This is a genomic window from Prosthecobacter sp., from assembly GCF_020439865.1.
Classification (GTDB): domain Bacteria; phylum Verrucomicrobiota; class Verrucomicrobiia; order Verrucomicrobiales; family Verrucomicrobiaceae; genus Prosthecobacter.
Genome location: NZ_JAGRPF010000017.1, coordinates 18,463 through 44,340, shown reverse-complemented (window position 1 = coordinate 44,340; position 25,878 = coordinate 18,463). Strand labels below are relative to the sequence as shown.

Sequence of the window (25,878 nt, the reverse complement as noted above, 5' to 3'; positions counted from 1 at the left end):
TGCGGAGGCGTGTCTGGCACTTTGCGCGCCCATCCTTCCCGAGCCATGTCCAAGAAAGCCTCCACCAAACCCTCCCTGCACCGCAAGCACAGCGCCGCCGTCGTCGATGGCTTGGAGCGTGCCGCCAGCCGCGCGATGCTGCATGCGGTGGGTTTTAAGCGTGAGGACTTCAAGAAGAACAAGGTCGGCATCGCCAGCACCTGGAGCATGGTCACGCCCTGCAACATGCACATTGACCGGCTCGCGAAGGAAGCGGCGAAAGGTGTCGATGCCGCCGGCGGCAAGAGTGTGATCTTCAACACCATCACCATCTCCGACGGCATCTCGATGGGTACGGAGGGGATGAAGTACTCGCTGGTATCCCGCGAGGTCATCGCCGACTCGATTGAAACCGTTGTGGGCTGCGAAGGCATGGACGGCTACGTCGCAATCGGCGGCTGCGATAAGAACATGCCCGGCTGCATCATGGCCATGGGCCGCATGAATCGTCCGAGCGTGTTTGTTTACGGCGGAACGATCCTTCCAGGCTGCGTCGGACCTGAAAAGAAGGATGCGGACATCGTGACGGTCTTCGAAGCCATCGGCAAACACGCCAATTGCCAGATCTCAGACAAGCAGCTCGTCGATATCGAAGAGCACTCCATCCCGGGTGAAGGTTCCTGCGGCGGCATGTACACGGCCAACACGATGGCCAGCGCCATCGAGGCCATGGGCATGAGTCTTCCAAACAGTGGTGCGCAGGCGGCGGTTTCGAATGAGAAGCTGATTGACTGCTTCGACGCCGGCGCGGCGGTGATGAACATGATCAAGCGCGGCATCACGCCGCGCGACATCATGACGAAGGAAGCCTTTGAGAACGCCATCACGCTGATCATCACGCTTGGCGGTTCGACGAACGCCGTGCTGCACCTGATCGCCGCGGCTCACAGCGCAGGCGTGAAGCTTGGGATCGAGGATTTCGTCCGCATCGGCAAGAAAACGCCGGTGCTCGCGGATTTGCGCCCGAGCGGCAAATACTTCATGAACGACCTCGTGAAAATCGGCGGCACCGTGCCGCTCATGCGCCTGCTGGTCGAGGAAGGCCTGATGCATGGCGACTGCCTCACCGTCACCGGCAAGACGATGAAGGAAAACATGCGGAACTCCAAGATCGTGTGGCCGAAAAGCCAGACGATCGTGCGTCCGCTCAGCGATCCGATCAAGAAGGACAGCCACCTTGTCATCTTCAAAGGCAATCTCTGCCCAGGAGGCGCTGTCGGCAAAATCAGCGGCAAGGAAGGTCTCAAGTTCGAAGGCAAAGCCATCGTGTTCGAGTCCGAGGAGACTGCTCTGCAGGCGATCCTCAACGACAAGGTCAAGAAGGGCCACGTCATTGTCGTGCGGCGAGAAGGCCCCAAGGGCGGCCCAGGCATGCGCGAGATGCTTTCCCCCACCAGCGCCATCATGGGCAAGGGGCTGGGTAAGGACGTCGCCTTCATCACGGACGGCCGTTTCAGCGGCGGCAGCCACGGCTTTGTCGTCGGCCACGTCACTCCCGAAGCCTTCGTGGGAGGCCCGATTGCCGTCATCAAGAACGGCGATCCCATCACCATCGACGCTGTGAAGCGCGAGATTACGCTCGGCATTCCTGCGGCTGAGCTGAACAAGCGCCTCAAAGCCTGGAAACAACCGAAGCCGCGCTACACCCGCGGGGTCCTTGCCAAATACGCGAAACTCACAAGTGACGCGAGCCAAGGTGCGGTGACAGATCTGGGATTGTAGACGTCCCGTGGATTCGACAAAGAGGGATTAATTTTCTTCTGTGAACTTTCAGACGCGTATCTCGTCTGAATGCATCTCATGCGTTTTTTCCTCTGCCTTGTCATGTGCTGCCTGCCTGGCGTGCTGCGGGCGGAGCAGTGCCTGGTGTTCGGAGACAGCCTGACGAAGGAATACGAAGCCGAGTTTCCCGGGCTGTATCCGAGCAACCCGGCGGCGTGGCAGGCGCGGAACTGGATTGAGATCCTTCACCAGCACCGCACCGGCTGGTTTGATACCGGCACGTGGAGCACCTACCCCGACCCCCGCCTGACGGGCCATCGTTTCAACTGGGCCTTTCCGGGCGCGACCACGTCTGAGATCCGCAGCCAGATGACGAGCGGCTTGAGCTTTCTGTGGATCGGCACGTTGAACGATCAGTTGCGGAACGATGTACAACGCGTGGTCATCTTCGCCGGCGGGAACGACGCTGACAGCTACTACGCCGACCTCTACAACGGGTTCGCCGGCCCGGAAGTGACCAATTTGACCCTGGCCAATCTCGAGTGGCTCGTGGACTACGTGCGCAACCAAAACGGCACTGTCCCGATCGTGCTGGTTTCCGTGCCGCATGTGGGCTGCACGCCCCAGGTGCAGCTGGGTTATCCAACGGACCCTGTGAAAACCGCCCGTGTCACCGCCGCCATGGATGCGCTCAATGCCAGCCTGGCCGCCTTCGCCCAGACGCGTGGCATTGGCTTCGTGCCCGAGGTTTACGAATTCACCAAGGCCCTCATCACCGAACCGTTCCGTATCAAGGGCATCGAGTTTTACCGTGCCGCCGATGCCGATGCGCGCACCCGTTACCTGTTCTCAGGCGACGGCTTTCACCCGAATACCTGCGCCCACACCCGGATCGCACAACTCGTCATCGAAGCCTTCAATGCTGCCTACCCCGGGACGCACATGGAGCCGCTGACGGATGATTACCTCGTCACCCAAGTGCTCGGCCTCGAACCCGACATTCCTTTCAACGAATGGTTGGCGGCACAAAACCTGACCGGCGGCTACAATGATGACGCCGATGGTGATGGCGTGCCCAACCTGCTGGAATTCGCCCTAGAGGGATTCAGTGCCACACAAGGTGACGCAGTGAATCTGCCGCTTCCCATGTTCCAAAACGGCGCCCTCACGCTCACCTGGCTTCCGCGTCCTCTCTTCACTGAATGGGGCGTGCTCAAGGCTCGTTCTTCGCCCGATCTCGCCTCGTGGTCTGACGTGCCCGCCGGTCAGATCACCCAGAACCCGGACGGGTCGCTCACCGCCACCGTCCCCTTCTCGACCCACGGCTTTCTAAGGCTTCAGGCGTCCCCATGAGCCGAGATGCAACACCTCCTCCGAGATTAGGATCTGGTCCTCCGGCTGTAGAGAAACATTCTTCGGAGCGTCGGATTCCACGTCTCGCAGATCCAGCGGTATCGTTTTGCCATTCCGAATAAGCGTGGTTTTTCCAGGCTTGACGAAGGGCGAGAAGCCTTTGGCCACGCTGACGGCCTTCAAGATGGTCATCCTGGCATTGTAGGGCACGGGCCGTTGCTTTTGCATCCCTTCACGACGTAAACCAGCCGATCGGGCGTGCTCCCGCTGCCGATGGTGACAGTCACTGTGGGCGGCGGGTGAGAATCTCCGGCTTGATATATGCCTGCTCAACGGCGCGCTGAAGATGCGAACGTTTGAGACCCACGGCTTTGAGTTCACCCACGTGAACAAGGTTGATCGTGCCTCCGTCACTGATGCTGCAAACCTTGTTGATCTGCGCAGCATCAGTTTCTCCGACTCCACCGATGGAAAGCGCGATGAGATCTCCCGCCTTCAACGGCAGTTGGGTATTTTGAGCAATGCCGCCAACCACCATCACGCTGCGGCTAGAACAATCCGCAGGACCAGTATTGAGTTCATCATCTGGGGTAGATTCGATTTACTCGGGAACGATGATCTGGTCTTCGGGCTGGAGCGGGATATCGCGAGAGGGGTTGGCGCTGATGTTTTTGAGGTCAATTTCCGTAGTCACGCCGTTGCGGATGAGCTTCGTTTTGCTGGGCTTGGCAAAAGGATTAAAGCCACCAGCCACACCGATGGCCTTAAGGATGGTCATGCCGTTGCTGTAAGGAACAGGGCCGTTTCTGACGGCGCCGCTGATGACGTAGATCGTGCGAGCCGTGGCGGCGTCGCCATCAATGCTGACGGTAACCGTCGGACGGGTGTAAATCTCGCGAGCGACATAAGTCTGCTCGATGCTGCGTTGCAGCGAAGACGGTTTCAAGCCGGCCGCGCGAACCTCGCCAATATGGAGAAGATTGACCGTGCCGCTGTCACTGATGGTGTACACCTTGCTGATCTGCGGCACTTCGTTGTCGGGAATGCCACCGATGGAGATGGTGACACGGTCGTTGGCCTTGAGCGCCAGTTCACCGTTTTGACCGAATGCCGGCGCCAGGAAGGAGGCGCAGGCGCCAATGCAAAGAAGAATGCGAGTGTTCATAGCAGAATGATTGACTGAGGTTAAAAAACATCATCGCCATCCGAACGCGCGGCCTGATGCCCCGTGCCAATTGCTGCGGCGGTTGTCTCGGTCTTGATTTTGCGACGGCGGGATTTCCCTCCCTTGTCGCCATTGGGCGAGTTGGTCGGCGAGTAATAGGTGTAGTAGCTGGTGTAGTACTGATACTGCGCGTCGCTGCGCAGATCGACGTTGTTCAGAACAACGCCGACGACTTTGCCACCAACGTTTTCGACGCTCTGCTTCACCCGCATGAGCATGTGACGCGGCAGTTTGCGATGCTGCACCACGATCATCGTCATGTCGGCCTCGTTGGCGAGCACGGAGGCGTCGCTTACGCCGAGGATCGGTGGTGAATCGATCAACACGAGGTCAAAGCGACTTTTCACCTCGGCGATCAGATCGACCATGCGCTGAGAGTTAAGCAGACCTGCACTGTCGGCAGGAAGAAGACCGCTGGGGAGGAAAAAAAGATTCTCCACCTGGGTGCGCATGACCACATCCTCAAGACGGATGTCGGTAGTAAGGTAGTTGGTCAGGCCAGTCGCGTGGCTGACGTCGAAATGGTTGTGCAAGCTCGGTCGGCGCAAATCGGCGTCGATGAGCAGGACATTGTAGCCGCCCTGAGCGCAAACATAGGCGAGGTTTACCATGGTGGTGGACTTGCCCTCCCCTGCTCCGCCGCTGACGACGCTCAGGCAGTTCGCATCCGGCGACCTACGGTTGAACTCGATGTTCGTGCGCAGGATGCGATAGGCTTCAGCATCGGGATTGAAACCGCTGGAGCGATGCAGAACTCCCACTCCCTTCGGCACCACCGCCAGAACCGGCACACCAAGGTAGCGCTCGACATCGTCGAGATTCTTCACCGTGGTGTCCATGTATTCGAGGAAGAAGGCGAGACCGAGGCCGAACATGAGCCCCAGCACGCCTCCCAGAGCGAGATGCAACGGCACATTCGGCTTCGATGGCTTCCCTTCGGGCTCCGCCTCGGAGTAGATGGTGGCAGGAGACTTCACGAGCTCGATGCCCGCCTTTTCCTCAAAGAAACGCGACCGCATTTTCACCAAAAGATCTTCGAGGTAGGTGACTTCGTCCTTGGCAGTCTTGTACTCGTTGTAAAGAGACTGCATGTTCATGATCTCCTCCTTGGCCTCATCGTTGTAAGTCTGAAGAGATTCACGCTTCTTCTTGGCGGCATCCAGGCGGTTCTGAAGGCCTTTCACGTGTGCCTCAGCCGCAGCAAGAATGAGTCGCTTGTACTCCGTCACCTGGCTGTCCACACTCAATACTTGAGGATGCATGCGGCCCCGGCCTTCGTTAACCAGCCCCTCGCGGGCCACTTGAAGCTCTTGAAGCTTCGAGGTCATCATCGCGATGTTTTGGTTCTCCAGCTTGAGACCTGATGCCTGCGCAATGAGTTCATCAGCGCTCAATTTGGCCACTTGGTCGATCTCAGACTGCAGCGTCAGAATGTCCTGGTCGGATTGCATCAACAACTGCTCACGAGACATCTGCATGTTCTCTTCCGAGGTGCGAATATCGCTGCCGGGATTGAGCGAACTGCCTCCGCCGACAATCCAGTCGCCCACGATGCCTGCCTTGCGCTTGGCTTCCTGTGATCGCAGCTGTGCCTGACGACGAAGGTCTTCCTGATCTGAAATCTGCTGCTGCAACACCGTGAGCGCCTTCTGCTTCTTCTCGGTCTCGATATTGTTGCGCTGTGCCATGTAGCTTTTGGCGATCTCGTTGGCAATCGTGGCCGCGAGCTGCGCATCCTGATCGTAATAGTCGATGATAACAAAGTCCGAACGAAGCATGGACTGCGTTTCGAGGTTCGTGCGTAGTTTGGATAACGCGGCCTGGCGATTGGGCAGTTCCCAGCGCTTGGTAAGTTCGAGTTTTTCGATCACCGGGTAAAGCGTTGTGGGCTTGGTGATCGTCTCGAACTGCGTTTTGATGTACTCTTGGGTGAACGCGAGGCTGTCGCCACGGTTGCGGTCGAAGACATTGATGTCCTGCGTAATGCGCTCGATTGTCATTTCGACATGCCCTCGGTACTTGCGAGGCATGATGTAGGTTAGGACCGCGGCAGCGGCGAAAATGAGAATGAAGGAGAGCGAGATGAGCCCGAGGCGATTTTTGACCACCTGCCAGGTGTCCATCGCATGCTTTTGCAGTTCTGTGCCGGACTCGTTCATGCCTGCTGGGATAAAAATGGTTTGGAGATGTTAAGAAAGGTGTCTGAAAATGCCGCCAGCGGGAGATTCGTGGTGTTCGAAACTTGCCCGCCGGCGGATTGGTGTCTGGCTGTTGAAAATTTAGAACGAGGCGGTGGCGCCGATTGACACGCGATGGCGATCAAACTCCCGCAAGGCGTTGGTAGATTGCAAAGTCGAGAACGAGTAGTTGGCGTTCAGATTGACGTTTTCGAGAAGCTGGTAGCCGATGCCCGCGTTGAGCAGCACCGAATGCTCCGTCACATCAGATCCAGCGCCGCCGTCAAACTGGCTGTAAGCGTAGGAAGCACCGCTGTTGACGCTGAAGCGCTTGGTGACGTTGTGATTCAACTGCAGGCCGGTATTCAGGCCATAGCGGCTGTTGAAAGCAGCAAGTTCGGCACCGTTGAATCCAAGCGCTGCAAACCAACGCACCATCGTCTGCTGGGCCACGGCGTAATTAAGGGCCGCTTCCGCATAAGGAGCTGTCTTGGTCACACGGTCGGAGTCATAAAACTCCGCACCGCCGCGAACCGACCCCGACATGCGTTCACTCCAAGCGTGGTCCACCCCCAGCAGGGCAAACTGCGAAGTGTAGTTTTTATCAGCACGAGTGACGTAGGTGGCCATACGATAGCGGTATTCAGCCGTCAGGCTTGTCCGCTTGGAGATCGCATACGAAAACTGATGGGCGAAGAGGTGAGTGTAACGGTCTTCTGGGTTGGCGATCAGATCGTCCTGATAACCGATGCCGTCGAACGTGTATGAAGTCGTCGTGGAGAGACGGGGTGACCAAGCGTAGCTGACGTTGAAGTTGTTGTAACCGTAAAGGTACTGTCCATTCCACAGCGTGGTGGACGCACCGTAGCCGAATGCGGTGCTCGGATCGACTCCGTAGGTAAGATAGAAGTTATTGCTGACCTTCAGTCGTTCCGAAAACCGGTGTTCGAAGTTGAACGCACCACGTGCATTGTAAAACGTGCCGCCGAAACGAGGAACACCGTCAATGTAGTGAATGACACTGGTGTCGAGATTGAAGCTCCACGGGGTGGTGCGGTCGAGGTTGGTGTATGCAGCTCCAAAGCCTCCTTGGACATACCAGGACTCGATGTCCTGAACCAACGGCGAGTTCACCTTGTATTTGAGAAAGTCATATCCGCCTTGTCCGGTGACCGAAAACGTCAGCGGTTGTTCGGTTCTGAAGTCAGCCGAATAGTTTTGAATGGCCACCAGCCCCTGCGCATGCAACACGGCAGGGCTGAGCACAGCGACGGCCAGAATCAGCATTGCAAGTTTCGAGCGCATGATAGTCGGAGAGATTTAAAGCTGGAGTGGAAAGGCAGCCTGTGCGCAAAACTCAAGGAACTGCCTTCGACGGAGACACCGGGCAGTCATCGCAACGTGGCGGCAGCGGCCCCGAAGCAGGCGGCTGAATGAGAAACACTCCGCGGATCGTGGACGGGACGAAAAAGATCTCCTCCTTGGCTGGAGGCACCACCGGGTTTTTGCCAGGGTTTTTTTCCGCCACTGTCACGGGACGTACGATTTCAGGAGCGGGTGCCACCGCAGCAAGACCGGGAACCAGCGTGTTCGCCGCATCGTTGATGACGCCAGCCATTTTGGGTGCCACCGAGACGGCGGTCTGAACGATTTGCCCGGCCAAAGCCGAGTCGGCTTTCGACGCGGTGATCGCCGCTGTCACGATATCGGCCGCGCAGCCTTCATTGATGACGAGCGCATCTTCAACAACCATCAGGACCTTCGACGGATCCTTCTCGACAGCGACTCGCACATCGTTGGAGATCTCAGAGCAGCTCCCCGTTGACTGAGCTGAACTAACCGAAGCGCACGCCAGCATGAGCATGCAGGCAGAGAAACTCGCAAAGCGAGAAATGAGTACGGTTTTCATAAACGGCAGTGCTTTTATAGATTTTCGGGTGTTTACGCGTTCTCAGAGCGGGTAGTGGGAATCGAACCCACATGGCCAGCGTGGAAGGCTGGAACTTTACCATTAAGCTATACCCGCAATTAAAGTTATAGTAACACGAAACATCCTACTGCCGCAAGATATTTTTAGAATTTAAAGGAATTTTTTGAAATTTCAGAATATCTGATGGATTCAGAAATCGGAATTTTCAGAACCTTCGCTCTTCAACTCGACCGATTATTTAGCACTCTTGAACGAGCTGGCAAGTGGGTACTCAAAATGGACAACAATGTTCAAACCCACATGAACAAGGCGCCGAGCAAGGGATATGACGCCTCGGTTTTTTTGCCAAATAGCGGTAAACTCCCCTCAGTAGTCTTCCCCATTCAGGCTCCGAGCCACGCTCTCGAGCCAATCTTCGAGGCTTCTCTGCATCTCAGGCACTCGCTCGGGCTGCTCGGCCAATAAGAGCGTGCTCTCGTCGGGATCGGTGGCCAGATTATAGAGTTCCCAAGTTACGTCATGGCTCTTTCGATTCTCGATCCGGTGGAGTTTCCACGGCCAGTCCAACCAAGCCGAGTGCCCAGGAAACTCGGTAAGTGAGACAGGCTCTCCGATCTTGGCCGCATCAGGGCGAAGCCGAACGGGATCATTGGGCTCCTCTCCCCGAGCCTGAGCAGCAAGCAATTCGTCCATCCACGCCTTCGAGGGGGTGCTTATGCCCTTGTTGCCCGAGTCCCAGAAGCCAATGGGCTTGGAGCGCTTCTTTTCCTGTCCGGTGAGCAGAGGCATGATGTCAATCCCGTCCAACGGCGGCTGCTTTTCCATGGTCACTCCAACAACCTCAAGCACAGTGGGATAGATGTCGGAGGTGACACAGGGAGCCTTAATGACTTTGGGTTCGTGGAAGACGGCCGGCCATTCAAGCAGTGCAGGCACCGCCAGTCCCCCTTCGTAGATCTGGCCCTTGAACCCACGACGACCACCGTTGGAACCCACCTTCGGCAGCGCACCATTGTCGCTGCAATACCAGACCAAGGTGTTTTCACGGAGATCTAGGTTCCGCAGTTCGGTTCTCAGCTTTCCGAAGGCACGGTCCATGGCGGTGATCTCGCCATAAAAGTTTTGCTGCTTCACGGGCAGATCCGCATACAACGCCCGGTCCGAATCCAAGGCCTGATGGGGGTCGTGAGGCGATCCAAACCAGACGACCGCGAGGAAACGCTGCTTCTTCTCGGCGCAACGTCTGATGAACTTCAAGGCTTCGTCCACCGTGACGTCAGAGCTGTCACCGTGGAACGGCACGGCTTTGCCATTCACACTGAGCACAGGATCGAGATCAAAAAAGTTGGGGGAAGAGACCCATTCATCGAAACCGCTCACCCCCGGACTAACCGGGCTGGCCTTTTGGACAGAGCCCAGATGCCATTTGCCAAAATGCCCGGTCGCATACCCCGCCGTTTTGAGCGCCTCCGCGATCGTGATTTCCTGAGGGCGCAAAGAATGCCCCCAAGAGAAGCACCCGAAACGGTTCGGTGTGCGTCCCGTCATCACGCTGCCTCGCGTCGGCGAACAAACAGGCGCGGCAGCATGAAACTCATCAAAGCGGATCCCCTCCTTCGCCAAAGCGTCAAAATTCGGCGTCTTCAGGTGCGGATGCCCGTTGTATGCCATGTCCCCCCAGCCCTGATCATCCGCCATGACAAGTACGATGTTGGGCGGATCAGCCGGCGCGGCCATCGAGCTGAAATGGAGCAAAAAACAACCGCAGAAGATCCAATGGCATTTCATGCTCGCATGATAACCAGGATCCGTACCGGCCTGGAATCAAAAAGTTACAGCCACGTCACTTCGTGGGACAGCATCCGGTCATCATCGAACGCAAATCGCCCGATGAACCGGCGGCGCTCGATCAAAGTCTGCGCCAGCCAGTGGATGTCGTCTTCCCACATCTCATCGAAGGGCAGAGTGTCCAGCGAAGTCCAGAGAGGAACCGCCTCCGGAGTTTCCACCGCCTCTCCATCGTGCTGTGTGGCAACAAAGACATCGACGTGCATGCGTAAACCATCCACGAACTGAAACCAAAGTTCGCCATGGTGAACAGGGTTCAGGGCTGTCACACCCAATTCTTCCTGCGTCTCACGAACGGCACATTGGACGGACGTTTCACCCGGATCCCGTTTGCCGCCGGGTCCGTTGATTTTACCCGCACCCAGGCCGCGCTTCTTGCGAATCAGCAGGACCTCACGCCGGTCTTCGTTGATGACAAACATCAGTGTCGCACGGACACCGGGTTGCCAGGATTTCCAGTCGACGGTCACCGTGAAATCAGCGTTTTTTCCATGGCAGGGCACGCAGCCAGCGTTTGCCGCTCTTGATGTCCATGGACTGGGCCAGGATTTCCGTGTCACCTGCATCGAAATCCTCGGCACGCGGCAGACCGGCGGGAATGTCCAGCGCCTCTTCGGATTCTTCGGCGGACTCCGGCAGAGCTGCGCCGGCATTCTTTTTGTTCAAGGGCGCCACTGAACCTGAGGGCACCACCAGACCGCCGGAAATGATCATCTTCATCGCCTCTTCGAGTGTGATCGGCGCATCAGTGACTTTTTCGGAGTCCACGACGAGCAGAAAGCCAGTCATCGGGCTGGGGGCGGTTGGCAGCAGCACACAGGTCATGGCCTTGCCATTTTGTGAGTCACAAAACTGTCCGGTGGCGAAGCCGAGCATGCGCATGCCTGTCACAGGATAATCGACAAAAACTACCCGCTTGAAGTTGCTTTGCTTGGCCCCGCCCAGGCCGCGGAATGCATCGATCACCTGCTTGAGCGGCTTATAGATCACCGCCACCAAAGGAATGCGCAGCAGCAGTTTGTCGACGGCGGCGACGACATGCACGCCGATGACGTTTGTGGCCATGAACCCGAGCCCCAGGATCGCAAGCAGCGAGAACAGGAACCCGACGAAGTTGGTGAAATTCTCCACTTTCGGATCCTCAATGTTCAACACCGTCCTGTCGGAGAGCTCGTTGACGAGATTCACGACCTGAGCCAGCACCGGCTTGCTCCAGCCATGCAGGAGGTCATAGATCGAATACAGAATCCAAAACGTGATGATCAGCGGCAGCGCCAGTGCGATTCCGGCCAGGAACTTGTTGCGCAACCACACACCCCATCCCTTCGGCGCATGCGCCTCGTGAAGTGGGTTTGCAGTAGGTATTTCGGGTGCCATGAAATCGCTTCGGTGTGTAAATGAGAACGCACAGAAATCGCTTTGTTCAGCAATAATCTGCAGTCACACAAATTTACGCTCCCACCAGCATCCTCGCAGGATTTTCGATGCAGTCTTTGACGCGAATCAGGAAAGACACCGCTTCCTTGCCATCGACCACACGATGGTCATAGCTCAGGGCGAGGTACATCATCGGGCGGATCACCACCTGGCCGTTCACCGCCACCGGACGCTGCTGAATGCTGTGCATGCCGAGGATCGCGCTCTGCGGCGGGTTGATGATCGGAGTGCTGAGCAGGGAACCGTAAACGCCGCCATTGGAGATGGTGAAGACGCCGCCGGTGAGATCACTGACCTGAATTTTTCCCTCCTTGGCTTTCGCGGCGTAGGCGAGGATGTCTTTTTCGAGCTCGGCAAAGGTCTTCTGATCCGCATCACGTAGCACGGGCACGATCAATCCGCGCTCCGTTCCGACGGCGACGCCGATGTCGAAAAAATGCTGCTGCACGAGCTCGTCACCTTCGACACGCACGTTGACCTGTGGCACGGCCTTGAGCGCCTCGACCACGGCCTTGATGAAGAAACTCATGAAGCCTAGCTTCACGCCGTTCTTCGCAACAAAACTGTCCTGCAGCTTCGAACGCAGCGCCATGACATTGCTCATGTCGCATTCGTTGAACGTTGTCAGGATCGCCGCGGTGCGCTGGGCGCTCACGAGCTGGTCGGCGATCTTTTTGCGCAGCGGGCTCATCTTCTTTCGCGTCACGCGGCCTTCAGGGGCGGCAGGAGACTTCGCCGCCGGTGCGGCTGCCGGCTCAGGCTTTGGAACGACTTTGAATTCGGTGACGTTCGCGGGCTTTTCCGGTGCGGCTTTCGGTGCGGGCGCGGGTTCAGCAGGCTTCGGCGCCGGGGCCTCGGCTTTCGCGACAGGCGGGGCGGCGCTTTCGTCGATCTGGCCGACGACCGCTCCGATTTCGACTTCCTCATCCACCTGCTTGCTGATGGTAAGGACGCCGCTGGCCTCGGCTGTAATTTCAGCTGCCACTTTGTCCGTTTCCAAAACGAGCAGAACGTCACCGGCTTTGACGTAGTCGCCATCTTTGAAGTTCCATTTGGAGATCTGGCCTCCGGTGACTGATTCGCCTTGAGCGGGGATTTTGATGTCTGAGGGCATGACGGGGGTATTGGGGGAAATCTTGGGGCGCAGGAGTCACATCACACGCTGAACGCCGACTCGACCAGGTTCTCCTGTTCGAGGGTATGGATGGCCTTCGAGCCGGCCGCAGGGCTGGAGCTGCGCTCACGGCCTGCGTAACGCAGCTTGTGATTGGAGAGCTCCTCGAGGCGCGGACGAATGTAGTAGAAGGCGCCCATGTTGCGCGGCTCCTCCTGGCACCAGATCCATTTCTTCTGCGCCCGCGGATACTTGGCGACGATCTCCTTCAGCATTTCGTAGTTCAGCGGGTAAAGCTGCTCGATGCGGATGATGGCGGCGTTTTTGATTTTGTGCTCTTCGCGGAAGGCGAGCAGGTCGTAATACACTTTGCCGCTGCAAAGAATGAGACGCGTGACGCGGTCGGGTGACACCGTGAGCTGATCGTCGTCGAGCACCTCTTTGAAGGTGGTGCCTTCGGCCATGTCACTGAGCTTGGAGACGCATTTCGGATGACGCAGCAGGCTCTTCGGCGTCATGACTATCAGCGGCTTGCGCGTGCTGCGTTTGATCTGGCGGCGCAGCGCGTGGAAGTACTGCGCGGGTGTGGTGAAATTGCACACCTGCATGTTGCCGCCGGCGCAGAGCTGCAGGAACCGCTCCAGACGCGCGCTGGAGTGCTCAGGCCCCTGGCCTTCGTAACCATGCGGCAGCAGCAGCGTGATGTGGCTCGGGCGCTGCCACTTGCTCTCCGCACTGGCGATGAACTGATCAATGATGACCTGCGCGCCGTTCACGAAGTCGCCAAACTGCGCCTCCCAGCACACCAGCAGGTTGCTGGTCAGCAGCGAGTAACCGTAGTCAAAGCCGAGCACCGCCGCTTCAGAAAGCAGGCTGTTGTAAACGCAGTAGCGCCCCTGGTCGGCGGAGAGATTGTTCAGCGGGATGTGACGTTCACGTGTTTCGGTGTCGTAAAGCACGGAGTGACGCTGGCTGAAGGTGCCGCGTCGGCAGTCCTGGCCGCTGAGACGCACGCCATGGTTTTCCGTGAGCAGCGTTCCGAAGGCGAGAGACTCGGCATAGGCCCAGTCGATGCCTTCACCGGCCGCAAGAGCCTTCCTGCGCGCCGCAAGGAAGCGTTTGGAAATCGTGGGATGCAGACGGAACCCCTCCGGCACTTCAAGCAGACGCTCACCCACCGTCTTGAGCTTGTCGAGTTCGACACCCGTCGGAATCGGATTGTAATCGTACTCGGCCTGCGGCGTCGCCATGCTGCCTTCAAAGGGATTGCCACCGTCCGCGTTTTTGTCGCGGTCCGCGAGACTGCTCAGGCCCTGCTCGAGATCATCTTCGAGCTCGCGCTGCAGCGCAGCCGCGCCGGCTTCGTCGAGCACGCCGTTCGCGGCGAGGTCGAGCCGGAACAGCGTGGCCGTGGACGGATGCTCGGCGATCGCACGCGCCATGTTCGGCTGTGTGAATCCGGGCTCGTCTGTTTCGTTGTGGCCGTGACGGCGGTAGCAGACGATGTCGAGAATGACGTCGCGTCCGAAAGTCTGGCGGAATTCGAACGCGAGCCTTGTCGCGTTCATCACTTCCATCGGGCAGTCGCCGTTCACATGGAAGACCGGCGCTTCGATCATCTTCGCCACGTCTGTGCAGTTGTCGGACGAGCGGGCGTCCTCGGGCATCGTGGTGAAGCCGATCTGGTTGTTCACGATGATGTGAATCGTGCCGCCGGTGCGGTAGCCGGGAAGCTGTGAGAGATTGAGCACTTCGGCCACGATCCCCTGCCCTGCGAAGGCCGCGTCACCGTGGATCAGCACCGGAATGACCTGCTTGCGGTCCTTCGTGTCTTCGAGGAACCGCTGGCGCGCGCGCGCCATGCCTTCGACCACCGGATCGACGGCTTCGAGATGGCTCGGATTCGGCGCGAGCATGATGCTCACGGAATCACCGCTGCTCGTCTGGCGCACGGTTTCAAAACCGAGGTGATACTTCACGTCACCATCACCGGCGACCATGTTCGGCACGTAGTTCTCGCTGAACTCGTAGAAGAGGTACTCCAGCGGCTTGCGCAGGAAATTCGCCAGCACGCTGAGGCGGCCGCGATGCGCCATGCCCATCACGATTTCTTTGCCGCCGGATGTTGGCATGCATTCGAGGATGGTCTCGAGTGCCACCAGCATCGACTCGCCACCTTCGACGGAGAAACGTTTCTGGCCGACAAAGCGACGGTGCAGGAAGCGCTCGAAGGTTTCCGCCTCCAGCAGCCAGCGCAGCGCATCGATCTGATCTTTGACCGGCAGCTTGGCGTCGAGATCACGCGCCTCGATGCGCTCCAGCAGCCACGCACGCACTTCCGGATGATGGATGTGCATGAACTCGAATCCCGTGCGTCCGCAGTAGATGCGGCGGAGTTCCGCCAGCATCGTCTTGAGCTTCATCGGGGCTCCATTGCGGAACATGTGCGTCTGCACCTCCTCCTCGAGCTCGTCCTCGGTGAAACCGAGACCAGCGAGCGTGAGCGCGGGAATTTCCGGCCCTTCCTTGTCGAGCGGATCCAGATGGGAGGCGGTGTGGCCGAGCGCGCGGAAGTTGTGCAGCGCATTCGAGACGCGCATGCGGAAGTTCAGCGTCTTCTCTGAAAGTGTGGCCCCGTCTCCACCGGCCGTTTCCGCACCTTTTATGGCGAGACGGGCCATGCCCAGTTCGAAACCTTCAAAAAAGGAAGACCAAAGGGGTTCGACGGAACCGGGGTCTTTTTTCCAGTCCACGTATTTGGACTCGAGGAAATCCGCGTTGGCGCGGTACGGCAATGTAGCACTCATGAGGGGGGGCGAAGAGAATGCGCCCAATCGATGCGAGTGCAATGCTGAATGGCGGATTTTGCAGCCATTTTCATGGGAGAAATGCCCTCCCCTGCCCGGGCTACGTCACTTGGACCCGACCATGTAGCGCAGAACCTTCGCGAGCGTGGCGCGCATGTCCTTGCGGTCGACGATCATGTCAACGAGGCCGTGCTGCATCATAAACTCGGCGGTCTGGAATCCAGGGGGCAGGTCGGCGTGGGTGGTTTCCTTGACGACGCGCGGACCAGCGAATCCAATCATGCACTTCGGCTCGGCAATGATGAGATCTCCGAGCGTGGCGAAGCTGGCGGTGACACCACCCGTCGTCGGATGCGTGAGCACGGAAATGTAAGGCAGTCGCGCCTCGGCATGACGGGCGAGCGCGCCGCTGGTCTTGGCCATCTGCATAAGGCTCAAAATGCCCTCGTGCATGCGGGCGCCGCCGGAGGCGGAGAAAACGATGACGGGCTTGCACTCGGCGGTGGCGGCCTCGATGGCGCGGGTGATTTTCTCACCGACGACACTGCCCATGCTGGCGCCGAGGAAACGGAAGTCCATGATCGCGAGGAGCACGGGCGCCCCTTCGATCATGGCACGGCCGGTGACGACCGCCTCGGTAAGCCCGGTCTTGGCCTGATAGGCCTTCACCTTGTCCAGATAGCCTTTAAAGCCGAGGGCGTTCACGGAATCGAGATCCTTGTCCATCTCGACGAAGGTGCCTTCGTCCACGAGGCTGGCGATGCGCTCGTCCGAACCGATGGTGAAGTGATAGCCGCAGTTCGTGCAGACGCGGAGGTTCTTGGCGAGCGCCTGCTCGAAGAGGCTTTCGTTGCACGAAGGGCACTTCGTCCAAAGGCCTTCCGGCATGTCGCGTTTCTTTTCGCCTAAATCGTCAACGGAGCGTTTTTTGAAAAATCCCATGGTAGGTCAGTCAGTGTAGGGGTCCTGCAGCGGCGGGCCTGATGGAGCGTCTCCCCGAGTGGCATGTCGCAGGAGTTGCCGGAGGGAAAACCGCCCGGCGTTTCGCACTGTCAGGCCCGGCCAGAGCCGGACGCGGGGGCGATCCTAGCCGCGTGCTGCGGTGATGACCACCACTTTTTCTGCCCCGCCCTCACGTCGCAGGACACGGGCACACTCACTGGTCGTCGCTCCCGTGGTGAAGACGTCATCGACCAGGAGGATGCGGCGGCCATGGAGGTCAATCCTGGGCCTCCAAGGGCGCGACTTTAGCAGTGAAAACGCCCCGCGCAGATTCCGCAGGCGCTCGTCGCGGTCCAAACTCGCCTGTGTATCCGTAGCGCGCACACGCACCAGCGCCTTCGTAGCGGGAATGCCCGTCAGCTGCGAGAGCCGCAGGCAGAGCTCCCAGCTTTGATTGAACTCGCGGTCCAGCTCCCGGGTGCGATGAAGCGGTACCGGCACAAGCAGCCACTCCGCGAGGTTTTCCCGGGCAAGCCGGGGCTCCTCAAGCGTGCGCAGCATCAATGCCGCGAGCGCTCCGCGCAGCTGCAGACGACGCTCGTATTTGAACTGATGGATGAGTTCGCGCGCTCCTTCCTCCGCACGGCAGGCGGCGACGGCGAACTCAAACTCCAGCCTTCGCCCGCTGCAGTTCGCGCAGCGGAATTCATTCGTGAAAGCGCCGTCGTAAACCTCGCCGCAGACCTCGCAATACGGCGGCTCCACCAGCGGCAGTGCTTCTTCGCAGCCCCGGCAGAACCAGCGGGAGGCCGCGTCACCCAGCGGCACATGGCAGACGCAGCACAGGCGGGGATAGACCAGATCCACGAGCGCCGACCACGCCGGCTGCAGCATCCGCTGCACACGCGATGGAGCTGGAGGGCCAGGAAAGGACATGCCCGATAAATGCAATTTGAAGCGCGCGAACTGCAAGCCTAAATGCGCGCATGGCACGCATCGGCACTCCCCTCTCCTCCACCGCAACCAAAGTCATGCTCCTCGGCTCCGGCGAGCTGGGGAAGGAGGTGGTCATCGAACTCCAGCGCCTCGGCTGCGAAGTGATCGCCGTGGATCGTTACGCGAACGCCCCTGCCATGCAGGTCGCACATCGCAGCCATGTCGTCTCCATGCTCGATGGCGAGGCGCTGCGCCGTCTCGTCGAAGTCGAAAAACCGACCTGCATCGTTCCTGAGATCGAAGCGATTGCCACCGATACGCTGCTCGCGCTCGAGAAGGAAGGTTATCGCGTCGTTCCCACCGCCCGCGCCGCGAAACTCACGATGAACCGCGAGGGCATCCGCCGTCTCGCCGCTGAAGAGCTGGGACTCAAAACGTCGCCATATGTCTTCGCCTCCACTGAAGCCGAGTTCCGCGCCGCCATTGAAAAGATCGGCATGCCCTGCGTGGTGAAGCCCATCATGAGCAGCTCCGGCAAGGGCCAGAGCGTCGTGAAGAAGAAATCCGACATCGCGAAGTCGTGGAAATACGCGCAGGAAGGCGGCCGCGCCGGCAAGGGCAAGGTCATCGTCGAAGGCTTCGTCGAGTTCGATTACGAAATCACCATGCTCACCGTGCGCCATGTCGGCGGCACGTCGTTCTGCGCGCCCGTGGGCCACACGCAGATCAAGGGCGACTATCGCGAGTCCTGGCAGCCGCATCCGATGTCAAAGAAGGCGCTCAAGGCAGCGCAGCAGATGGCCGGTGCGATCACGGAGGCGCTCGGAGGCCGCGGGCTCTTCGGCGTCGAAATGTTCATCAAGGGCGACAACGTCATCTTCAGCGAAGTGTCGCCGCGCCCGCATGACACCGGCCTCGTCACGCTCATCTCGCAGGACTTGAGCGAGTTCGCGCTGCACGTGCGCGCCATTCTCGGCCTGCCAATTCCAAACATCCATCAGCACGGCCCCAGCGCGAGCTGCGCCGTGCTTGTGGCGGGCGAATCATCCCGGGTGCAGTTCGGCAAACTCGACAAGGTTCTCGCCGAGCCCGACACGCAGATCCGTCTCTTCGGTAAACCCAATGTCAGTGGCCAGCGCCGCATGGCGGTGACCCTTGCCCGCGCCAAGACCATCAACGAAGCCCGCGCCAAGGCCCATCGCGCCGCCAAAGCGATGCAGATCCGGCTGTGATCAGTTCTGGGATTGAGCCCTCGCCTTGAGAATCGAGGCGAGCATCTCGAACAAACGAACGCCGCTTTGTTTCCAGGAGAATTCAGACCGGACACGCTGAATCCCTCTTTCCGCCATCTCACGCCGCAGGACATCGTCCTGAAGCAGCCGAAGGACGGCTTGGGCGAAGGATGCGGCATCGTCCGCCAGCAGAATGTCCCTGCCGTTTTCCAGAGCCAGTCCTTCTGCTCCGACGCTGGTGCTCACGATGGGCAGACCTGCGGAAAGACTTTCCATGATCTTCAAGCGGACCCCGCTGCCAGCCCTCAAGGGGACGACCATTGTCGCGCATTCACGCAGCAGAGGCAGCACCTCTTTGACCGTGCCGGTGACTTCCAAGGCCGGATTGACCTTCGCGTCATCGACGAGCGAGCGGGGCGGGTCACGGCCGATCACCCTGAACTTCACGTCCGGCAGTGTCTGGCGGATCAGAGGGAGAACTTCCCTGATGAACCAGAACGCTGCGTCAGCGTTTGGCTGGTAGTTCATGCTGCCGACGAAGGTGACGATCGGAGAAGATGGCACCTTGATCACTGATTCAGGCACCCCTTCCGGAATCGACGATGCGCCGATGGGCACGACTCCAAGCACAGTGGTCAGTCCATAGACCCGGCGCATGTGCTCCGCGTCAACCTCGGAAATGGCGGTCACTCCATCAAAGAGCCGGCACAGCGCGGGTTCTCGCCGCCGCAAACGCCGTGCCATCTCGTGATAGAACAGCCAGGTGACCGGGTTGCGCTGTACTTCCGCAACCCGACGCCACAAGACAGATTCCACCGTGTGCTGGATCAGCACTGCGGGAATTCGCCGTTCATTTTCCCAGCCTTCAAAAATCGACGCGAGGTAGATGCCGTCCGCGACAACGACGTCGAACCGCCCGCTTTGAACCAGTTCTCTGGCCCTTTGAGCAAATCTCCTCTCAACAAAGAGAGTGAGGCAGAGAGGCTCGCGCGAGGCAAACAGATTTCGCACAATCGGCCACAAGTAGGTAAAAAAGCGGCTCGGCGACCACTCTGGCATGCGATTGTCCGCGCGAATCCTTTCGATCACATGCCCGTATGGCATCCCTGGTCCGTCCAGCGTTTCCTCTTTGTCAGCCCCCGCCTCCAGCACATGCAAATGGCAGAGGTCCGCCAAGCTGGTGATGAGATGATAAGAATAAACCCTGCCGCCATGATGAAGCGGCAGACAGGGACCAGGCCGAAGCCATAAAACACGCATAATCGCGCACTCTGAACCAGCCCGCTGACGACGCAACCTTCGCAGGAGAATCGGCCGCTGATTCCGGGCATGGTCCGGCACTCCAAATCCGGCAGAGGTGCAAAATCGTGATTGCATCCAAAAGCGGGTCCATGTTAACACCAGCACATGCCTGCCGCCGGTCATCTGAGCCATCTGATCAAACTGCTGGACGATGAGTCCGAAGTGGTCCGTCAGGCAGTGTGCCAGCAACTGACCGGAATGCGACGCGAACTGCCGCAGCATATCGAGACGCTGGAAACGCCGCTGTCCGCTGACGAAGAAAGGCTGGTGGCGCAAATGCTCGAACCGGCACGACGGATGGAACTCGAGGAAACCTGGATGCGCTGGCGCTGGATGGACGGGCCGGATGCGCAGCTCGAAGAGGGCCTGAGCCAGCTTTCCGCCTTTCTCAACGGCTGGAAGACACAGTCGGCCGATCTGGCAAAACGCCTCGACACCATGGCTGAGCAGGCCTTTGCCGAAAAAGGCCGCATGGACGCGCACGAGCTCGCCCAGTGGCTCTTCGCCTCGCACGGCGGCATCACGCGCTTTCGCGGCAACAGCAAGGACTACTACTCCCCCATGAACAGCAATTTGTTCTGGGTGCTGGACACCGGACTGGGGAATCCGATCAGCCTCTGCTGCCTCTACCGTCTCCTAGGACATCGCTTCGGTCTCGAAATCGAAGGCTGCAACTTCCCCGGCCACTTCCTCTCCCGTGTCACCCACCGAGAGAAGACCTGGTTGGTCGACTGCTTCAACCGCGGTCGTTTCATGCTGGCTGACGACGTGGCCAAACATCATCCTGCCGCCAATCCCGGCATGGAGGATCTCATCCATGAACCTGCCACCGCCGAGGCGACTCTGCTGCGCATCCTGCGCAATCTTGACGAGGCCTATGAGAGACTCGGCCTTCTTCAGGAGCGACAGTTCATGCGCCGCCTCGCGGTGAAGCTGATGGAAGACTAGGGCACGGCAATCTCCTTCTCCCACGCTGCAAACTCCGGCGAAGCTAGAAACTCGGCATACGCAGGATCTCCGGCGAGGGCGTTGCGGTCCAGCACATGACCGAAGTCGCGCTTGAAGACACGCAAATCGTCCGCCACCCCTTTGAAATCCTTGAGTGCAAGATGCACGGAGAGGCGCAGATCGATGACGTCGACCATTTTGGGATCTTCCCGTGCGACCTGACTAGCGAGTTCCAAAGCCCCTGCGTAATCCTTCATCTGCAACCTCGCTCCGCCGCGCAGGAACTTCAGGTACGGATCTCCCCCAACGACGGCATCCACGCGCTTGAGACACTCTTCCGCGCCCTTCAGATCGTTCTCCATGAACAGCAGGTCCACCATGAGAAGATCCGTGGTGCTGTCCTTGCCCAGAATGTCCGGAGCAGCACGCAGAGCCTCCTTGTACTGCGGCTCAAGCTCGGCCGAAGAGCTCAGAACCATCAGCGCCTGCAGGCGGAGAATGAAAAAAATTCGCTGAGTTTTGAGCGCCTGCGGCATGCCGTCGCAGATCCGCAGCACCTCCATCATATTTCCCGCCCGTGTCGCGTCATTGATGCGCGAAAGATAGTCCACCGCGCTCTCATCCATCTTCGGGATGCCCAGCATGGCCGCAAAACCTCCGCCCACCGACTTGGAAACCATGGCCGCAAGCGCATTGCGCGACTCCTCGGAAACCATCGTGGCAAAAACGTAGTTGAACATGTCCACCGCACGGAAGCTGCCACCTTCAGGCATGGCCAGGACATCCACGTAATTCACCGCGCCCTCCGCCGACTTCACCCGCAACAGCACGGCGGGGAATCCGTTGCGTTCCCGGATTCGGAGGAATTTTACCTCGTTGCCGATCACGCTCCACATCCAGCCGCCATCACGCTTCTTGATGCCCTCCAGGAATCCTCGCCGCATTTCGGCGCTATTGGGAATTCCGGCGGGTAGTTTTCCAAACACACGCGCGGCAAGCGCTTCGCCGTTCTGCAATGCCATCACTTTGGCCATGTCCTTTTTTCCCAGCGCCTCGGCCAGTTCGTTCCCGAAGCGTCCCAGCGCTTCCTTTTGCGGCGCTGTCAGGGGCGGCGGAGAGGTGAACGCCGCCGACTGCTGATGCTTGATCTCCTCAGCCATCTTCTGAATCCGCTGATAGCCAGGAATCGCCAGAGCGGCGAGCACCGCGACCAGCAGCACCACGATGACGACGACGATTAGCACGATCATGCCTGCACCCATGCCTTTGCGAGGAGGAGCCGGCACGGGAGGAAGATTCGGAATCGGGGGAGGCAGGTCCGGTGGGTTCATTTTCGCAGCTTGCAGGTTCGTTCATCACTTTGGCAAGCCCGTCAGCGAGCCCACCCTCAAAAAAACTCAGAGAAACCGCTGCAGCAGCGGCAGCAGATCCTCGACCGTCTGCTCAGGCCAGAGCTTCCGATCTGTCATCAAGGCGGAATCCAAGGAACGATGCTCCGGCCAGTTCGGTTCGGCGGGAATGTTCGGAATGACGTGCGCCAGGACGGCCTTGGCGGCGGCCACATTCGCATGAAGATGGCCGATGACGGATTCAGCGGTCACCGCCTCCTCCTCCACCTTCCAGCAGTCGTAGTCCGTCACCATCGCCAGCGTGGCGAGGGCGATTTCAGCTTCGCGGGCGAGCTTGGCCTCCGGCAGGTTGGTCATGCCGATGACATCAAAGCCGAGCTGCCGATGCGCGTTTGATTCCGCCCTCGTCGAAAACGCCGGACCGTCCATGCAGACATAGGTGCCGCCATTGTGCACACGTCGTCCCTGCGCAACCACCGCATCATGCAGCAGCGAACGCAGGTTGTCCGAAATGGGATCGCCAAACGCCACGTGGGCGACGATGCCACGACCAAAGAAAGTGTGCTGGTCGCGACGGCTGGTGCGGTCAAAGAACTGGTCCGGCAGGACGATGTCACGCGGCTCATACTGCGCCTGCAGACTGCCCACAGCGGTGACGGCAATGATCCAGCGCACGTTCACGCTGCGCAGCGCCCAGATATTGGCCCGATGATTCAACTCCGTGGGCAGGATGCGATGACCTTTAGCATGACGTGGGAGGAAATACACGCGACGACCTGCGAGGGTGCCCGTCACAAGCGCATCCGACGGACGGCCAAACGGTGTTTCCACGCTGATTTCCTCACGGTTTTCGAAGCCTTCGAGATCGTATAATCCGGAACCGCCGATGATGCCGATGGCCGGGGGAAGATTTTGACTCATGCGGTCAGGTTAAAAGGCACGGAGTCTGCTTCAACCAGCAACACTCACCCGCTCGAAAATGTCACTTGAATGAATGATGAACAGAATGATCGAAAGGCCGGTCTCAGACATGTCGTTTGATCTTTACCTCCGCCATGAATGCCATGTGCCGCTCACTGCTTTATTTGCCAGCCGTCCTGCTCGTCTCCTGCTCGATGCCCAATCTGCTGGTCTCCTCCGCTCCCCATAAAATCAAATTGAAGGACGGCAGTGAGGTTCTCTGCAACGGGCAGCCCGAGTATCAGGCGAAAACCGGTTACTACCGCTATCGCACACCGGAAAAACGCGACGGATTGATCCGTGCTGACGATGTGGTGAAAATCGTGGAGCAGCGCGCGTGAGCCCGCGCCCCTTGGTGCTGGCCTCCGCCTCACCACGTCGTGTCGAACTGCTGCGTGACGCAGGCTGCGACTTTGAAATCATTGTGCCGCAGGTCGAGGAGGCGCATGACGCCGCCCTGACGCCCGAGCAGCTCACGATCGAAAACGCCCGGCGCAAAGCCCTCGCGGGAAGCCAGCTCAGGCCTGAGGCGCTCGTGCTCGGAGCCGACACCCTGGTCTATGTGGACGGCGATCCCCTGGCCAAACCTGCGAACCTCGACGAAGCGCTGCAAATGGTGAGGCGTCTCTCCGGGCGCACCCACGAAGTCTGCACCGGTGTGGCGTTTGCCTGCGAGGGAAAGATTCAGCACACGCTGCATGCGATCACGCACGTGACCTTTAAGACGCTGACCGATGGCCTGATTCGGGAATACCACTCCAAGGTAAACCCGCTCGACAAAGCAGGCGCCTATGGCATCCAGGCGTGCACGGACATGATTCTCGATCACATGGAAGGTTCTTTCACGAACGTCGTCGGCCTGCCTGTGGACGAGGTGACCGCGGCGCTGCGCATGCTGCAAGGCTGACCTCAGCGCAGAAGATCCTTGCCCTGCACGATCTTGCCGTCTGCCATCACGGCGGTGAACTTGCCACCGTTGCGCTTGGCCATCGCGTCAAGGTCCCGGGCGGCATCTGGCGTTCCCATGGCCGTGGTGTGAATGATCGTGCGCTTGCCACGGCTGTTTTCCGTGGTCACCACGTCGATCCAGCCCTGCTCGTCGCTGCGATTGCCATCTGTCATGAAAAAGATCACGTCCGGCCTGGGGTTGGCCTTCAGAGCCATCATAAGACCGCTGCCCCAGTTGGTACCTCCGGGATTGTTCGCCTCCGTGATGATCTTTTTGCTCTTGCTGATGTTGGACGGATTAGAGGCGAGGTAGCTGAAGCGCGGGATGCTGACATTCTTGCTCTGCGGTGTGATCTTCCAGTCGTAGGCGTTCAGAGCCCGCATGTCGTTGCTGTCCACCACGTCATGCGGCCACGCGAAGTCGGAGAAAAAAATCACCTGATACGCCGTGCCTGCCGCCAGTGCGCTGATGCTCTTGTTCAGCTCCTTCTTGAGCAGGTCAAACCGGGTCATCATACCGCTGCCGCTCACATTCATGGAGGCGGACATGGAGCCCGACACATCCACCACGAACACAACATGTTTCGCCGTGGCCGTGTTTCCCAGGAAGGACACTTTTCCGCCCGCGCCGCCGGTGGTGACTCCCGAACCGAACGAGCCGAACGAGGTTCCCAGGTTCAAATCGCTCGTCGTCGCCGAGAAATCGACTTCCGGCATCGCGATGTCACTGATTCCCGTGGACAACAGCGGCGAAATCGAGGCCGCCATAGGGCTCGTCTGTGGTGCCGCTGTGGTGACTTTCTTCCACGACTCATTCTCCAGCTCCTCCACCGCACTTGTCGCCACGATTTCCGGACGCGTGAAGTCCATCATCGGCACATGCATCAGCAGCATGATGAGGATGACGGCCACATGCACGCCCAAGGTCATGAACAGCGCACGCTTCTTGGCGTTTTTGATCTGGTCCGCGTTGTCGGCAGGTTCCGCTTCGGGATCAGCAGCCACCCCGGTGTTGAGGACTGGTTCCTCCACGTGCCCGGCTTCCGGAACCGGTGCCGGGTCCTGCGGCAGGGGCGGGGGTGAAGCCTTCGCCTCATGGACTGGCGGCATGTTCAACGGCGCAGGCGCCGCAGGAGTAAACTTCTTTTCCTCTTTGTCCGAGAATGAAACTTTCGGTGTCGCACGACGGGGCACCACGGGCTCCACTTCCTCAGGCGGAAGGGCCGTTTTAGGAGCAATAATCGTGGGGGCATCCCCGTGCTCCTGCTGGAACGCTTCCCAAAGCTCGCGGCCGCCCTGACCGGGAGGCGCATGATCGTGATCCGAGACATCGGGCTCAAAAACACGGACTTTCTTCTGAACAGACGGCGACCTCACTGGAGGCTCGGGATCTTCCTGCGGCGGAGCTTCGTAAGCCGGCGGCTCATAAGCCGGTTCCACCACTTCCTCATGCGGGGGCTCAGGCTCCTCCGGCGCAGGTGGCGGTTTGACCGGCCACAGTTCCTCCTTGATCACATGATCCTCGTCCGTCGAATCGACGGTCGGAAGGAAGCTAAAGTCATCAGGAACGTGCCGGGCCATGGGAATGGGATTCTCGTGGTAAACGTGC

23 protein-coding genes and 1 tRNA gene are annotated in these 25,878 nt (G+C 59.2%); 6 read left to right on the top strand and 18 right to left on the bottom strand.

The annotated features are described in order from the left end of the window. Positions 1–45: 45 nt before the first annotated feature. Both ilvD and KDL09_RS01360 read left to right on the top strand, forming a co-directional pair. Positions 46–1,761 carry a dihydroxy-acid dehydratase gene (ilvD, locus tag KDL09_RS01365; RefSeq protein WP_294380559.1) on the top strand — a complete coding sequence of 572 codons (1,716 nt, stop codon included), beginning with the start codon at positions 46–48 and terminating at the stop codon, positions 1,759–1,761. 78 nt (positions 1,762–1,839) lie between these two features. Further along, positions 1,840–3,114: a GDSL-type esterase/lipase family protein gene (locus KDL09_RS01360; protein WP_294380557.1), complete on the top strand. Its 1,275-nt coding sequence runs from the start codon at positions 1,840–1,842 to the stop codon at positions 3,112–3,114. Here KDL09_RS01360 and KDL09_RS01355 read toward each other — a convergent pair. From KDL09_RS01355 to KDL09_RS01290, 14 genes are all read right to left on the bottom strand, one after another. Then, on the bottom strand, positions 3,091–3,342 hold the full coding sequence (locus KDL09_RS01355) for a hypothetical protein (RefSeq protein ID WP_294380555.1): 252 nt from the start codon (positions 3,340–3,342) through the stop codon (positions 3,091–3,093). The genes KDL09_RS01360 and KDL09_RS01355 overlap by 24 nt on opposite strands. A gap of 55 nt (positions 3,343–3,397) precedes the next feature. Beyond that, the gene (locus KDL09_RS01350) at positions 3,398–3,652 is read right to left on the bottom strand and encodes a polysaccharide biosynthesis/export family protein (protein WP_345781062.1); all 255 of its coding nucleotides are present in this window, start codon (positions 3,650–3,652) and stop codon (positions 3,398–3,400) included. 63 nt (positions 3,653–3,715) lie between these two features. Further along, positions 3,716–4,279 carry a polysaccharide biosynthesis/export family protein gene (locus KDL09_RS01345; RefSeq protein ID WP_294380552.1) on the bottom strand — a complete coding sequence of 188 codons (564 nt, stop codon included), beginning with the start codon at positions 4,277–4,279 and terminating at the stop codon, positions 3,716–3,718. A gap of 20 nt (positions 4,280–4,299) precedes the next feature. Then, on the bottom strand, positions 4,300–6,498 hold the full coding sequence (locus tag KDL09_RS01340) for a polysaccharide biosynthesis tyrosine autokinase (RefSeq protein ID WP_294380550.1): 2,199 nt from the start codon (positions 6,496–6,498) through the stop codon (positions 4,300–4,302). Between the two features lie 120 nt (positions 6,499–6,618). Further along, entirely contained in the window at positions 6,619–7,821 is a 1,203-nt protein-coding gene (locus KDL09_RS01335; RefSeq protein WP_294380548.1) for an outer membrane beta-barrel protein, read from the bottom strand. A gap of 52 nt (positions 7,822–7,873) precedes the next feature. Further along, positions 7,874–8,308 (bottom strand): hypothetical protein, encoded by a 435-nt coding sequence (locus KDL09_RS01330; protein WP_294380546.1) that lies wholly within the window; start codon positions 8,306–8,308, stop codon positions 7,874–7,876. Between the two features lie 163 nt (positions 8,309–8,471). Next, positions 8,472–8,542, bottom strand: a tRNA-Gly gene (locus KDL09_RS01325). Between the two features lie 270 nt (positions 8,543–8,812). After that, on the bottom strand, positions 8,813–10,234 hold the full coding sequence (locus KDL09_RS01320) for a sulfatase-like hydrolase/transferase (RefSeq protein ID WP_294380544.1): 1,422 nt from the start codon (positions 10,232–10,234) through the stop codon (positions 8,813–8,815). 44 nt (positions 10,235–10,278) lie between these two features. After that, complete coding sequence (locus KDL09_RS01315; RefSeq protein WP_294380543.1) at positions 10,279–10,764, bottom strand: 8-oxo-dGTP diphosphatase; 486 nt, start codon at positions 10,762–10,764, stop codon at positions 10,279–10,281. Positions 10,765–10,771: 7 nt separating this feature from the next. Continuing rightward, positions 10,772–11,671, bottom strand: coding sequence for a DUF502 domain-containing protein (locus KDL09_RS01310; RefSeq protein ID WP_294380541.1), 900 nt, complete (start codon positions 11,669–11,671; stop codon positions 10,772–10,774). A 73-nt stretch (positions 11,672–11,744) separates the two neighbouring features. Further along, a complete protein-coding gene (gene sucB / locus KDL09_RS01305; protein WP_294380540.1) occupies positions 11,745–12,845 on the bottom strand; it encodes a dihydrolipoyllysine-residue succinyltransferase in 1,101 nt (366 codons plus the stop codon). Between the two features lie 41 nt (positions 12,846–12,886). Next, positions 12,887–15,652, bottom strand: coding sequence for a 2-oxoglutarate dehydrogenase E1 component (locus tag KDL09_RS01300; RefSeq protein ID WP_294380538.1), 2,766 nt, complete (start codon positions 15,650–15,652; stop codon positions 12,887–12,889). 105 nt (positions 15,653–15,757) lie between these two features. Further along, positions 15,758–16,594, bottom strand: coding sequence for an acetyl-CoA carboxylase, carboxyltransferase subunit beta (accD, locus tag KDL09_RS01295; RefSeq protein WP_294380537.1), 837 nt, complete (start codon positions 16,592–16,594; stop codon positions 15,758–15,760). 144 nt (positions 16,595–16,738) lie between these two features. Then, entirely contained in the window at positions 16,739–17,530 is a 792-nt protein-coding gene (locus tag KDL09_RS01290; RefSeq protein WP_294380535.1) for a ComF family protein, read from the bottom strand. A 50-nt stretch (positions 17,531–17,580) separates the two neighbouring features. Between KDL09_RS01290 and purT the strand changes: the two genes are divergently transcribed. After that, complete coding sequence (gene purT, locus KDL09_RS01285) at positions 17,581–18,762, top strand: formate-dependent phosphoribosylglycinamide formyltransferase (protein ID WP_294380533.1); 1,182 nt, start codon at positions 17,581–17,583, stop codon at positions 18,760–18,762. On the opposite strand, the gene KDL09_RS01280 is transcribed toward purT, so the two are convergent. Continuing rightward, on the bottom strand, positions 18,763–19,938 hold the full coding sequence (locus KDL09_RS01280) for a glycosyltransferase family 4 protein (protein WP_345781061.1): 1,176 nt from the start codon (positions 19,936–19,938) through the stop codon (positions 18,763–18,765). Between the two features lie 231 nt (positions 19,939–20,169). On the opposite strand from KDL09_RS01280, the gene KDL09_RS01275 reads away from it, so the two are divergent. Next, a complete protein-coding gene (locus KDL09_RS01275) occupies positions 20,170–21,012 on the top strand; it encodes a transglutaminase-like domain-containing protein (RefSeq protein ID WP_294380529.1) in 843 nt (280 codons plus the stop codon). Here the strand turns inward: KDL09_RS01275 and KDL09_RS01270 are convergent. Both KDL09_RS01270 and mtnP read right to left on the bottom strand, forming a co-directional pair. Further along, positions 21,009–22,298, bottom strand: coding sequence for a hypothetical protein (locus KDL09_RS01270; protein WP_294380527.1), 1,290 nt, complete (start codon positions 22,296–22,298; stop codon positions 21,009–21,011). The genes KDL09_RS01275 and KDL09_RS01270 overlap by 4 nt on opposite strands. 111 nt (positions 22,299–22,409) lie before the next feature. Then, entirely contained in the window at positions 22,410–23,282 is an 873-nt protein-coding gene (mtnP, locus tag KDL09_RS01265) for an S-methyl-5'-thioadenosine phosphorylase (protein ID WP_294380526.1), read from the bottom strand. 134 nt (positions 23,283–23,416) lie between these two features. Between mtnP and KDL09_RS01260 the strand changes: the two genes are divergently transcribed. Together KDL09_RS01260 and KDL09_RS01255 are read left to right on the top strand one after the other, a co-directional pair. Further along, positions 23,417–23,662 carry a YgdI/YgdR family lipoprotein gene (locus tag KDL09_RS01260; protein WP_294380523.1) on the top strand — a complete coding sequence of 82 codons (246 nt, stop codon included), beginning with the start codon at positions 23,417–23,419 and terminating at the stop codon, positions 23,660–23,662. Then, entirely contained in the window at positions 23,659–24,228 is a 570-nt protein-coding gene (locus tag KDL09_RS01255) for a Maf family protein (protein WP_294380521.1), read from the top strand. Before KDL09_RS01260 ends, KDL09_RS01255 begins: the two co-directional genes overlap by 4 nt. 2 nt (positions 24,229–24,230) lie before the next feature. On the opposite strand, the gene KDL09_RS01250 is transcribed toward KDL09_RS01255, so the two are convergent. Beyond that, positions 24,231–25,850: a hypothetical protein gene (locus tag KDL09_RS01250; protein WP_294380518.1), complete on the bottom strand. Its 1,620-nt coding sequence runs from the start codon at positions 25,848–25,850 to the stop codon at positions 24,231–24,233. Positions 25,851–25,878 lie beyond the last annotated feature (28 nt).